This is a genomic window from Calothrix anomala FACHB-343 (assembly GCF_014696435.1).
Lineage (GTDB): Bacteria > Cyanobacteriota > Cyanobacteriia > Cyanobacteriales > Nostocaceae > Aulosira > Aulosira anomala_A.
The window spans coordinates 36438-49137 of the sequence record NZ_JACJQG010000017.1; the positions used below are offsets into that span (position 1 = coordinate 36438).

Consider the following 12700-nt stretch of genomic DNA (forward strand, 5'->3'; position numbering starts at 1 on the left):
GTCAAAAAGAGGTAATTTTGTAATCAAGTCTCTATTTACCTATGAATTGCAGATTTATATAGCCATCTGCTCTTGAATTAATGAAATCTGACATAAAGCCTTGTAGACTGTGAACTTTTGACTATTAACACCGAAAATCGATAATTTTCCCAACTGATTATTGATGATGCTGGTGCAGAAGCTTGATTTTCCTTGATTAGAGGATTCCTGTAGTTACCGTCGGTAAACAAAATCAAACAACGGTGATGCGATCGCTCTATGATGCGGATATGTACGATATAGCTTAGAACCAATCATGACATCAACAGTCTCAATCAACGATAGCCAAAGGTTGCAAATTTCACCTTTAGAAGTCCCATCTCGCTTACTTTTGGGGCCAGGGCCCTCTAATGCTCATCCGGCGGTATTACAAGCCATGAATACTTCACCTGTAGGGCATTTAGATCCCGCTTTTCTTGCCCTCATGGATGAAATTCAATCCTTACTGCGCTATGTGTGGCAAACAGAAAACCCCTTGACAATTGCAGTTAGCGGTACCGGTACCGCCGCAATGGAAGCGACTATTGCCAACATTACCGAACCAGGTGATGTGGTATTAATAGGTGTCGCTGGCTACTTTGGCAATCGCCTCGTTGATATGGCGGGAAGATACGGCGCAGATGTCCGCACTATTACCAAACCCTGGGGACAAGTTTTTAACTTAGAAGAACTGCGTAATGCTTTAGAAACTCATCGTCCCGCCATCCTGGCTTTAGTTCATGCAGAAACTTCCACTGGTGCGCGTCAACCCTTAGAAGGAGTTGGTGATTTATGTCGTGAATTTGGCACGCTGTTATTAGTAGATACAGTTACCAGTTTAGGAGGCGTGCCCATATTCTTAGATAATTGGGGAGTTGATCTAGCCTATAGCTGTAGTCAAAAAGGCTTGGGTTGTCCTCCTGGTGCTTCTCCCTTTACCATGAGTCCTCGCGCCATAGAAAAATTGCAACAGCGCCGCACCAAGGTGGCTAACTGGTATTTAGATATGAACTTGTTAGGTAAATATTGGGGTAGCGAGCGTGTATATCATCACACAGCCCCGATTAATTTGTACTATGCACTGCGGGAAGCACTGCGTTTAGTTGCAGAAGAAGGATTAGCTAACTGTTGGCAACGGCATCAAAAGAACGTAGAGTATCTGTGGGATGGACTGGAAGATTTAGGACTGAGTTTGCATGTTGAGCGAGAGTTCCGCTTACCAACTCTCACAACTGTCTGCATTCGCGAAGGGTTGGATGGTAAAGCAATTGCGAGACAATTACTTAACGAACATAACATTGAAATTGGTGGTGGTTTAGGCGAACTAGCTGGTAAAGTTTGGCGCGTTGGACTAATGGGTTTTAATAGTCGCAAAGAAAGTGTCGATCAACTTTTAGAAGCATTACGCCAAGTTTTAGCTAAATAGTGTTTCTGAAAATCTTTCCTCCGCTAACTTCAAAAGTATAGCGGGGGATGATTCAATCTTGGTAATCAAGTGGCGTAAGTGCGATCGCACCACAAAATATTCTCTCTTCAAAATGCTATCCTTTGGAAAGTCGCTGCGTGAGAGTAGTTTACCCATAAAGCACAATTACGATGCGGCTGTTAAACTTATAATTGTTAGGTCATAATTATTGGCAAGACCTCAAAGTATGAGCGAAACAGCAGAAAAACTTAAACTCGAACTTTCTCAGCTATCTGCAAAAGAACGTGCTGAAATTGCCTACTTTTTAATTCATTCTCTGGATGAGGGTATAGATGATAATCTAGAAGTAATTTGGGACGAGGAATTAAGCCAACGCTTGGATGCAATTAATCGTAATCCTGCTATTGGTGAATCCGCGTTGCAAGTTTTTTCTGAGTTAAGAGAAAAGTACTCGTGAAGTTTATTGTCATCCATACTGAAGCTAGAAAAGAGCTTGATGCAGCAATAGGGTATGATGAATGCAGTAAGCAATATTAATTAGCAATTAAAAACTTTTTCCATTACATAATTAATAAAAGTTTCTCCTCTACGTTCTACTTGTTGCTCAGTAATGATAGAGAAACCCTTATTTAAGAAAAATCTCTTGGCGGTAATACTTGCTTCAACGTACAAGCGCTTAATTCCTAACTCATAAGCTTTTGCTTCAATTGCCGCATAAATCTTACTACCAACACCCATCCGTTGATAGTTTTTATGGCAATAAAAGCAGTCTATATGTCCGTTGAGTTCTAACTCGCCAAAACCTGCAATTACACCTTCATCTTCAGCAACATAAGTAAATCTTTCTGAACAAATTTTTGCCCAATCTCGAAAGTTAATATCATCTGGTGCCCATGCTGTAACTTGACTGCTTGAGTAGTCACGAATATTAACTTCACGTACTGTTGCGTGAAATAATTGCGCTATTTGCTCTGCATCTTGCGGCTTAAATAATCTTATTTGCATAAAATTAATATTTACGCATCGTATTATTATACAATTTTACAAAAAAGTAATTTTATAATTTTTATATCAATTTGAAAAAAGAATACGGCAGATGGTAGGGGCTTGGCATTGCCATGCCCTCTAGAATATATTAATGTACCGCAAACAATATTTAAATTGGTATTAGTAGGGCGGTGCAATTAAACATAACTGGCGAGGGCTGTCATTTGTCATTTGTCATTTGTCATTGGTAAGGGTTTCAAGCCAGTTTACGTTTCGTAACATAGTTTGGTTTTTTTCCACAGACTTACTTTATTAATCATTAATTTGATAGCGGAAATATCTATAATATAGAGGGTTTAGCAATGCTAAACCCCTACAATATTGATTAATTATTTGTTGAGAATATTACCCCTGTTTTGTTGAAATAAAAACAAGGGTGTAGTAGTTCAACGTTATTTATCCCCAGTAAAATCAACAACTATTGGCGGAATTGTACTTTGTCCGTTGGGTTGGGTTTTAACTATTGGTTGGGGATGTAATGGTGTGGGTAATGTCTCACCAGGTTTAGCAGTTTGATTCCACAAAATTAGTGAAAGTAAACCATCAACTAAACCGTTAGTGCTGCCGTTACTACCACCAACTAGGATATCGGGAATCAGGCGGACATTGCGATCGCCAATAATCTGCATCAACTGCATCGCGGTATAACCTTGTGGCCCCAAGGCTTCCACACCAGCGCGGTAGGTTTCGGCTTTAGCGTTACCTGTGGCGCGGATACCTTCAGCTTCCGCGATCGCGCGGAGTTTTGTACCTTCGGCTTCCCCATTAGCTTGCTTAATTTGCGCTTGTGCTTTCAAGTCAGCAATATGCACGCTTTGCTCTGATTTCACCATTTCTTGCTGAATATCAGCTAATGCTGTTTCCCTGACTAGTTGTTGGCGTTGGGTTTGCGCCGCTTGCTGCACTTCGTAGGTTTTGCGCTGTTCCTCGGCTATTTTCCGGTCAGTTTGGGTTTGCATCAGGGTTGCTGGCGGTTGAATATCACCAATTAAGGTGTCTATTGCTTGCACATCATAAGCCCGGATTGCTACTTTAATATACTCAGCAGCTTCCGCTTGACGCTCGCTTCTAGCGGTGAGAAAGTCAAGGACAGTGCAGTTTTGGGCTGAATTTCGGAAATAGTTACCGATAGTTGGTTCTAATACATGGTCTACCAGGTTTTGCATAGAACCAACGCGAGAAATTACCTTTGGCGCATCCAAAGCACCAACGTGGATAATTTGCGCTACTTCTAAATCAAAAGCGAACCCATCACGCGATCGCACTGTTAAAGAAGCGAGTTTCGCATCATAACTGTGGCGTTCGGTACGACCCGACCAGTTTAAAACAATGTTGGTCGTCGGTACCAATTCAATTTTCATGATGCGGGAATTTAGCGGGTGCTTACCTGGATACAGTGGTTCAACCCATACACCCTTATGTCCCTGGTTCACCAAATTACCGTGGGTGAAGGCTGCACCACTGACATCTTCTTGAGCTTGACCTACGAAAGAAATTACCACACCTACATAACCAATCGGAATTTCCGTCATTGGTACTTGCTCAACCTGAACAAACCAAGGATTCAAGTTCCAAGAACCAGAAAGGAGAATCTGCTCTTGTAAACCTCGGCGTCCGCCTGCATCAATGAATTTCTGTCCGTTTTGGAAGTTGTCATGTCCGTCAATTGTCGGCCCGGCGATTTCTCCACCAGCAATTGGTAAACCATCTAGAGTAGTTACGATGCCAACTTTATCAGATGCAACGTTGTACACCCGCAAATGTTCTGGATTCATGCCATGAGCGGAGGCATTTGACGCCATGATGACTTTAAATAAGGCGGTATTGATACGATAAGTACCAGCCGTCAAAAAGCCCATTTGCCGACCTTTTTCGCCACCGTGGGTGAGGAATTTCCGCGCATCTTGGAAGTTATCACAATCGACAATTTTACCCAGGATGCGTTCTGGCGGGTTGGATGCACCATCTGCGGCGACAATTAAGGCGATTTCACCTTGAGGTACAACTACCACCGATTCTTTACGCACAGAATATTGCCAAGGCCAATATCCCCAATGCCAACCGGGTGCTAGGGTATCGGCTTGCAAACCCGCCTCACCATTGAGCGCAATTAGTCGTCCTGCAGGAAGTCCGCGTCCAGATAAGGTAAATTTTCGGACGACAATACCAACTTCCCGTTCGCCAATGACTACCAAACCACCAAAGAACAGGGGAACAAAGACAATTACACCACCCAAAACAATAATTGGGACTAGCACCCCAGGCGATAATTGCATTGCCTGGTATTGAGTATTGCTGGTTTGTAACTGGGCAATGACTGGTTGTGGCTGTGTCGGTTTGACTGAAACTGAGGCGATATTGTTTGCTCTAAGTGTTTCTACTGTTGATGCATTGGCAAAGCTGGTATAACTAACACTGCCAGCTACTGCTAATGATGCAACTAAAGATCCGGCAATCTTAGCAAAAGAAGATTTAAACTTATTCATAATATGTGCCCTTCTGGGCAACTAATTATCTAAGTTATCACTTCACTTGGACGATATTAGATTTCTTAAACTTGGTGTAATTTTTTTGTTAGAAGTTAATAGTCAATAGTCAATGGTCATTTGTCAATGGTCAATAGTCAATGGTCATTTGTCATTTGTCCTCCTTGTCTCCCTAGCCTCTAGTCCCTAGTCCCTAGCCCCCAGCCCCTATTTCCAAAAAATTAAGGGTGGACATATCGCCCACCCTCAAAAGTTGAAATATTGAGTAAGATTTTAGAGCAAACCGCCAGCAGCTTGAAACCGAGCGCGGGCGCGTTTGAAGGCTTGATTTGCCTGAATCTGAGCTTGGCGATCGCCTGCTGCAACCTGATTTAGTTTGGTTTGTGCTTCATTATATGCAGCACGGGCTTCATCGAGGTTAATAGCGCTGCCGCGTTCAGCACCATTGACAAGAATGGTGACTTCATCTTCTTCAACTTCGGCAAAACCGCCCAAAAGAGCGATCGCTTGCCAATCTTGATTTTTGTCGGCACGTACCCGCATTACACCTGTATCTAGGGCGGTTAACAGGGGTGCGTGTCCGCTCAGGATACCTAGCTGACCAGTAGTGCTGGGGAGAATTACTTCTTCAGCAGCAGCATCCCACACAGTTTTATCTGGGGAAATTACACGAACGGTTAATGTCATAACTTGTGAATTGTCAATAGTCAACGGTCAACAGTCAATGGTCAATAGTCAAATTACTTTGGACTATTGACTCTGGACTATTGACAAAATTTCTAGCCTTTGAGCTTTTGGCCTTTGGCGATCGCTTCGTTAATATCGCCCACCAAGTAGAAAGCCTGTTCTGGCAGATCGTCCAATTCACCAGACAGAATTTTTTGGAACCCTTTGATGGTGTCTTCCAACTTCACATATTTACCAGGAGAACCGGTAAATACTTCTGCTACGAAGAATGGCTGAGATAAGAAGCGCTCAACCTTCCGGGCGCGTGCTACTGTTAGACGGTCTTCTTCAGACAATTCATCTAAACCGAGAATAGCGATGATGTCTTGCAGTTCTTTATAGCGCTGCAATGTTGCTTGTACCGCACGGGCAGTGCTGTAATGTTCATCACCAACGATTTCTGGCTGAAGCATGGTGGAAGTAGAGCCTAAGGGGTCTACTGCTGGATAAATGCCCTTAGAAGCCAAACCACGAGACAGTACGGTTGTTCCGTCCAAGTGAGCGAAGGTGGTTGCAGGTGCGGGGTCAGTTAAGTCGTCCGCAGGTACGTATACAGCTTGAATAGAGGTAATAGAACCTTCTGTAGTTGAGGTAATCCGCTCTTGTAATGCACCTACGTCAGTACCCAGAGTAGGCTGATATCCTACCGCAGAAGGCATCCGTCCCAACAGCGCAGATACTTCAGAACCTGCTTGTACGAACCGGAAGATGTTGTCAACAAACAGCAATACGTCTTGTTTGTTAACATCGCGGAAATATTCTGCCATTGTCAAGCCAGACAGACCTACCCGCATTCTTGCTCCAGGTGGTTCGTTCATCTGACCGTAAACTAGAGCAATTTTTGATTCATTGAGGTTATCTTTGTTGATTACCCCAGATTCAATCATTTCATTGTAGAGGTCATTACCTTCGCGGGTGCGCTCGCCCACGCCAGCGAATACAGATACGCCACCGTGCTGAGTCGCGATGTTGTTGATCAACTCCATCATGATCACGGTCTTACCAACACCTGCACCGCCGAACAGACCAATCTTACCGCCACGGCGATAAGGAGTCAGCAAATCTACAACTTTAATTCCGGTTTCAAACACTGAAGGTTTGGTTTCCAGATCGGTGAATTTGGGAGCCTCGCGGTGGATAGGCAATGTAGCCTCAGGATTTACAGGCCCTTGATTGTCTACAGGTTCGCCCAGGACGTTGAAAATCCGACCCAAAGTAGCTTTACCTACTGGTACGTTAATTGGCGCACCAGTATCTACTACTTCCAGACCACGCACTAAGCCATCGGTGGAGCTCATTGCAACAGCCCGCACCTGGTTGTCGCCCAGCAGTTGCTGTACTTCGACGGTCAGGTTGATTTCCTGTCCAGCTTCGTTGGAGCCTTTGATGGTCAAAGCGTTGTAGATTTGCGGCAATTTCCCGCCGGGAAATTTAACGTCTACAACAGGACCGATGATTTGGGTAATGTAACCGATGTTTGTTTTTTCTGCGGTGGTGACCATGCTGAGCCTAATGATTGAAGCTATATTTCAGATAGGGTCGTAGACGACATAATATGAAGTAATGTCACTTTTCAGATTAACACTGAACGAACCCATTCTCTGCCATAATATTCATTCTTAAGACTGGGTTGTTGATAATTTCTGGTCTTGAGTCAGTAGATATCAGGCACGACGGGGATCGCAGCATGAAAGATTCGATCTGCCAAATTTTTTTCTGACCAAAACCTTAAAAGATGCCAATAAAATCAGGGTTTCTCTTCTGGTGACTGTAACGATCAGCTAAGTCAGACCAAAACTATCTAGATGAATGCAGCGTTGAAGATAGGGTAATAGCCCTTTTGGGTTATCAGAACAGGAGATTAATTGTGACGAAGTTGAAAGTTGGTATCAATGGATTCGGCCGGATCGGGCGGCTTGTGCTTCGCGCTGGCATTAATAACCCCAATATTGAGTTTGTGGGGATTAATGACCTAGTACCGCCAGATAATCTTGCTTATCTATTTAAATACGATTCAACCCACGGTAAATTTAAAGGTAAGGTGGAAGCAAGGGAAGATGGCATCGTCATTGATGGACATTTTATTCCTTGTGTGTCGATTCGTAATCCAGCCGAGTTACCTTGGGGAAAATTGGGTGTAGATTATGTTGTGGAATCTACAGGGCTGTTTACTGGTCAAGAGGGAGCTACAAATCACCTCAAGGCTGGTGCTAAACGGGTAGTAATTTCTGCTCCCACTAAAGATCCAGACTTGGTTCCTACTTTGCTGATGGGTGTTAATCATCACCTATTCGACCCCAGTAAACATACCATTGTTTCCAATGCCAGCTGTACCACCAACTGTCTGGCTCCAGTGGCTAAGGTTATCAATGATAATTTCGGCTTGAGCGAAGGTTTAATGACCACAGTTCACGCCATGACTGCGACTCAGCCCACTGTAGACGGCCCCAGTAAAAAAGACTGGCGTGGCGGTCGGGGTGCAGCCCAAAATATTATCCCTTCTTCCACAGGCGCAGCTAAAGCTGTGGCATTGGTTTTACCAGAATTGAAGGGTAAATTGACGGGTATGGCTTTCCGAGTTCCTACTCCCGATGTTTCTGTAGTGGATTTAACCTTTAAGACAGATAAAGCCACTAGTTACAAAGAAATTTGCGCCGCCATGAAAGCTGCGTCTGAAGGTGAGTTAAAAGGAGTACTCGGCTATTCTGACGAAGAAGTAGTATCTACAGATTTTCAGGGTGACACTCATTCCAGCATCTTTGATGCGGGTGCCGGCATTGAACTCAACTCCAACTTTTTTAAAGTGGTTGCTTGGTACGACAACGAATGGGGCTACTCCAATCGTGTAGTTGACTTAATGTTATCTATGGCACAGAAAGAACAATTGGCTACTGTGAGTTAATTGGGATGAGTCAATGGTCATTGGTCAATGGTCAATGGTCATTTGTCAATGGTCAATGGTCATTGGTGAAGCAATCTGGACTGTTGACTGTTGACTGTTGACTGTTGACTCTGGTCTCTTGGTAAAACGACGCATAACTTTTGATAGCAAAACTAGATAGAAGAGTAATTTTACTGGGCAGCTAAGTGATATGAAGCACTTGTGAATTTGGATGCTTTATACCGATTCTTTAAAAGAGAGCAACACATTCAAAACCGGAAACCCAGATACAGTCTGAATTTCTTAATTTTGAATTTTGCGGAAAGTCTGAGCGCCGGCTTCCGGCGATCAGAACTTTCCAAGAGAGAATTTTGAATTTTGAATTGGTATTAGATATCCAGGTCGCAGGTTTTGGGGAAAACCCCAGGCTATTCCTAAACCCTCAATTCCTATGCGTCGAACCAAAATTATTTGTACTGTTGGCCCTGCTACATGCGCACCTGAGCGGCTAGAAGCATTGGTAGAAGCTGGGATGAATGTGGCGCGGCTCAATTTTTCTCACGGGGCCTATGAATTCCACGCGCAAACGGCTGGCTATCTGCGGCAGATTAGTTCGCGACAGCGCAAGCCGATCGCAATTATGCAAGACTTATGCGGGCCGAAAATTCGCTTGGGCAAATTACCACCGGAAGGGCTGATGGTGGAAGCTGGTAGCGAGGTAACTTTTGTCTTACAAGAAAAGGGCGAAAGTGTTGACGAACTACCTTTACCATTGCCGACTTTGTTTGCAATGGTGCGCCCAGGGGAACCGATTTCGATTAATGATGGTCGGGTGAAATTAGTTGTGAGCGATCGCGATGCCGATCGCATTCGCGCCCATGTGAAAATTGGCGGTTTAATTTCCACCCACAAGGGGGTAAACCTCCCAGAAACTCGTTTACCCGTCAGTTCCATCACCGAAAAAGACTTGCAGGATTTACGATTTGGCATTCAGTTGGGTGTGGATTGGGTCGCAGTCTCCTTTGTACAATCACCACGAGACTTAGAACCAGCCCAAAGAATGATTGAAGCTGCGGGAGCAAAAATTCGGGTAATCGCTAAAATCGAACGCCCAGAAGCGGTCAAAAACTTCGATCGCATTTTGGCAGCCGCCGATGGCATTATGATTGCTCGTGGTGATTTAGGCGTGGAAATGCCAATTCACGAAGTTCCCCACATTCAAAAAGATATTATTCACCGTTGTAATCGAGCAGGAAAACCTGTGATTACTGCCACCCAAATGCTGGAATCGATGATTAGCGCCCCCGATCCCACCCGTGCCGAAGCTACAGATGTGGCTAACTCTATCTGGGATGGTACGGATGCAGTCATGCTTTCGGGAGAAACGGCTGTAGGCGAATATCCTATCGGTGCCGTCCAGATCATGCATAATATCGCCGTGCGCACAGAACAATCGTTACAGGAAGGTAGCAGCCACGCCTGGTGTCATGAAGCGGGTAGTTTGAGCGTTACCGAGTCGGTAGCAGAAGCAGTATGTCGAATTGCCTATGAAATCGGCGCAAAAGCAATTCTTTGTAATACTTCTTCGGGAAGTACAGCCCAACTCGTATCTAAATACCGCCCATCCACACCAATTATTGCCCTCACCCCAGATGAAATGGCTTACCGTCAGCTAGCACTTTCTTGGGGCGTGATTCCCTTATTAATTCCGCCAGTCCACAACGCCGAAGAAATGTTTATGAATGTGGTGAACACAGTCGTAGACATAGGTTTAGCCAAAGAAGGCGACCAAGTAGTTATTACCTCTGGCGTACCAATTGGTCAATCAGGAACAACTAGTTTAATTAAAGTGCATTCTATTGGACAACCGATTTTGGCATAAGCCTTCTAGAATAGGGGCGAGGCGCAAGACTTTGAAAATACTTGCTTAGGCAAGAATTAAGAAAAGTTGCCAAAATCAGAATTGTAGGTACAGCAAAGAGTGGAAATAAGAGGGTAATTGGTAAAGGAGGCAGAAGGGGCTAGGGACTAGGGGCTAGGGGCTAGGGGCTAGTTTTTTGAATCAGCAATCGTAGTTTTCAAGGCATTTTTTCAGGTAGCTTCACGAGAAATCCGACAACCAACACCTAGCCTTTAGCCTTGAGTCAAAAATCATCCCTTGTAACTTGAAAGAGTTATTTCTCCCTTGTCTCCCTTGTCCTCCTTGTCTCCCTTGTCCCCCTTGTCCCCCTTGTCCTTTCATACATGGCGATGAAAATTGTTTCATCAAGACTGCCCTCTGCCTTTCCTAATGTAAATCCTAAACAAGCACACAACACGGAGCAATTTATGTCTAAGAACCTACTAGAGCAATTGCGGACAATGACTGTAGTAGTTGCGGATACAGGGGATATTCAAGCTATTGAAAAGTTTAAACCCCAAGACGCGACCACAAACCCCTCGCTGATTACTGCGGCGGCACAAATGCCTGAATATCAGGAAATTGTCGATCAGACTTTACTGCAAGCAAAAAAAGATGCAGGTGCAGGTGCTAGCCAAGCACAAATTGTGACCATCGCTTTTGACCGTTTGGCGGTAGCATTCGGGTTAAAGATTTTACAAATCATTCCTGGTCGAGTATCTACAGAAGTTGATGCGCGGTTATCCTTCGATACTGAAGCTACTGTCACCAAAGCTAGAGAATTAATTGCCCAATACGCCGCCGCCGGAGTTGGTCGCGATCGCGTTTTAATTAAAATTGCCACCACTTGGGAAGGTATCCGGGCTGCGGAAATTCTGGAAAAAGAAGGTATTCATTGTAACTTAACACTACTGTTTGGCTTGCACCAAGCGATCGCCTGTGCGGAAGCTGGCGTTACCCTAATTTCTCCCTTCGTCGGTCGGATTCTCGACTGGTACAAGAAAGATACTGGACGCGACAGCTACCCCTCAGCAGAAGACCCAGGCGTATTATCTGTTACCACAATTTACAACTACTACAAGAAATTCGGCTACAAAACCGAAGTTATGGGAGCTAGCTTCCGTAACATTGGCGAAATTACTGAGTTAGCTGGTAGCGATTTGCTGACAATCTCGCCTTCACTATTGGCGGAATTGCAAGCAACCGTTGGCGAATTACCCCGCAAACTCGATCCCGCTAAAGCCGCTAGCGTGGAAATTGAAAAAATCTCCATCGACAAAGCCACCTTTGACAAAATGCACGCCAGCGATCGCATGGCGACTGACAAGCTAGCAGAAGGTATTCAAGGTTTTACCAAAGCCTTAGAAGAATTAGAAAAACTATTGGCTAACAGATTGGCTACCCTAGAAGCTAAATCTGCAACTCCTGTAGCTTAGAATTTTTCTCCATTTAGTTAGCACTTCAAAACTTAATAGTTGACTCTCAAACCTGATTATTTATTAATCGGGTTTTTTATATAATCTTTGCGACACATCAAAATATTCTAGAGGGCATGGCAGTGCCAGTGCCCCTACAATCTGTCGCATTCTGTTTTCCAATTGGGATAAGAACTCTTGGCGTACTTGGCGTCTTCTCTGGGAGACGCTGCACGTTGGCGGAAGCCTCTCGCAGAGAAGGCGGTTCAATTAATTCATTTCGTGCTAATTTTCTGCTCACTTACTCGCCGTTTAAAAATCAATACAGTTCAGTTAGCGCCAAAAACCTCAAGCCACGTAGGTTGGGTTGAGGAACGTAGACGCGAAGCGGCTTCCCGAAGGGTAACCCAACATTTCCAGGTGTTTGTTTGGATGCGGTGAGGGTATACCAATCGTCGCTAATTTTTACAGTTAGGTTACTAGTGCTTTGTCTCATTAATTCTGTGGGGTAAGTTTTTTCTTCTTTTCTCTTCCTTCGCGGACTTCGCGTCTTCGCGGTTCGTTTTTTACCCAGCAAAATTAATGGGACAGACCACTAGTGCGAAAATTAAATTAGCTTGAATTGATTTTATAAACCCAGAAGGAACGCGATCGCTAATTTCTGCTACTTGATTTTCGATAGCTGCAATTAACACTTATTCTGGAGTCAATTCTACTGCTAGCGTTGGTGTTGCTTCTGGCGTCGCTAATTCTTAATGCGTTAAAATATCCCCAACTTTTTGAAAAAGTCGGGGATTTTAT

The 12700-nt window shown here is 44.2% G+C and carries 9 protein-coding genes and 1 pseudogene; 5 read left to right on the top strand and 5 right to left on the bottom strand.

The window, feature by feature from the left end:
• Positions 1-295: 295 nt before the first annotated feature.
• Positions 296-1444, top strand: coding sequence for an alanine--glyoxylate aminotransferase family protein (locus H6G08_RS11930; RefSeq protein ID WP_190542229.1), 1149 nt, complete (start codon positions 296-298; stop codon positions 1442-1444).
• Positions 1445-1670: 226 nt separating this feature from the next.
• Positions 1671-1901: an addiction module protein gene (locus tag H6G08_RS11935; protein WP_190542232.1), complete on the top strand. Its 231-nt coding sequence runs from the start codon at positions 1671-1673 to the stop codon at positions 1899-1901.
• Between the two features lie 80 nt (positions 1902-1981).
• On the opposite strand, the gene H6G08_RS11940 is transcribed toward H6G08_RS11935, so the two are convergent.
• From H6G08_RS11940 to atpD, 4 genes are all read right to left on the bottom strand, one after another.
• Entirely contained in the window at positions 1982-2449 is a 468-nt protein-coding gene (locus H6G08_RS11940; protein ID WP_190542236.1) for a GNAT family N-acetyltransferase, read from the bottom strand.
• A 434-nt stretch (positions 2450-2883) separates the two neighbouring features.
• Positions 2884-4977 (bottom strand): SPFH domain-containing protein, encoded by a 2094-nt coding sequence (locus H6G08_RS11945; protein ID WP_190542239.1) that lies wholly within the window; start codon positions 4975-4977, stop codon positions 2884-2886.
• Between the two features lie 273 nt (positions 4978-5250).
• Positions 5251-5664 carry an ATP synthase F1 subunit epsilon gene (gene atpC / locus H6G08_RS11950; protein ID WP_190542465.1) on the bottom strand — a complete coding sequence of 138 codons (414 nt, stop codon included), beginning with the start codon at positions 5662-5664 and terminating at the stop codon, positions 5251-5253.
• A 92-nt stretch (positions 5665-5756) separates the two neighbouring features.
• Entirely contained in the window at positions 5757-7205 is a 1449-nt protein-coding gene (atpD, locus tag H6G08_RS11955; protein ID WP_190542242.1) for a F0F1 ATP synthase subunit beta, read from the bottom strand.
• Positions 7206-7570: 365 nt separating this feature from the next.
• Here atpD and gap point away from each other — a divergent pair, with 365 nt between their 5' ends.
• From gap to H6G08_RS11970, 3 genes are all read left to right on the top strand, one after another.
• The gene (gene gap, locus H6G08_RS11960; RefSeq protein ID WP_190542245.1) at positions 7571-8605 is read left to right on the top strand and encodes a type I glyceraldehyde-3-phosphate dehydrogenase; all 1035 of its coding nucleotides are present in this window, start codon (positions 7571-7573) and stop codon (positions 8603-8605) included.
• Between the two features lie 430 nt (positions 8606-9035).
• Entirely contained in the window at positions 9036-10466 is a 1431-nt protein-coding gene (gene pyk, locus H6G08_RS11965; protein ID WP_096643572.1) for a pyruvate kinase, read from the top strand.
• Positions 10467-10912: 446 nt separating this feature from the next.
• Positions 10913-11920: a transaldolase gene (locus tag H6G08_RS11970; protein ID WP_190542248.1), complete on the top strand. Its 1008-nt coding sequence runs from the start codon at positions 10913-10915 to the stop codon at positions 11918-11920.
• Positions 11921-12218: 298 nt separating this feature from the next.
• Here the strand turns inward: H6G08_RS11970 and H6G08_RS38675 are convergent.
• Positions 12219-12642, bottom strand: a pseudogene (locus H6G08_RS38675) (hypothetical protein); the annotation flags it as partial.
• Positions 12643-12700 lie beyond the last annotated feature (58 nt).

Coding starts and splice junctions, on each gene's coding strand:
- H6G08_RS11930 (WP_190542229.1), top strand. CDS start 296: ATGACATCAACAGTCTCAATCAACGATAGCCAAAGGTTGCAAATTTCA.
- H6G08_RS11935 (WP_190542232.1), top strand. CDS start 1,671: ATGAGCGAAACAGCAGAAAAACTTAAACTCGAACTTTCTCAGCTATCT.
- H6G08_RS11940 (WP_190542236.1), bottom strand. CDS start 2,449: ATGCAAATAAGATTATTTAAGCCGCAAGATGCAGAGCAAATAGCGCAA.
- H6G08_RS11945 (WP_190542239.1), bottom strand. CDS start 4,977: ATGAATAAGTTTAAATCTTCTTTTGCTAAGATTGCCGGATCTTTAGTT.
- atpC (WP_190542465.1), bottom strand. CDS start 5,664: ATGACATTAACCGTTCGTGTAATTTCCCCAGATAAAACTGTGTGGGAT.
- atpD (WP_190542242.1), bottom strand. CDS start 7,205: ATGGTCACCACCGCAGAAAAAACAAACATCGGTTACATTACCCAAATC.
- pyk (WP_096643572.1), top strand. CDS start 9,036: ATGCGTCGAACCAAAATTATTTGTACTGTTGGCCCTGCTACATGCGCA.
- H6G08_RS11970 (WP_190542248.1), top strand. CDS start 10,913: ATGTCTAAGAACCTACTAGAGCAATTGCGGACAATGACTGTAGTAGTT.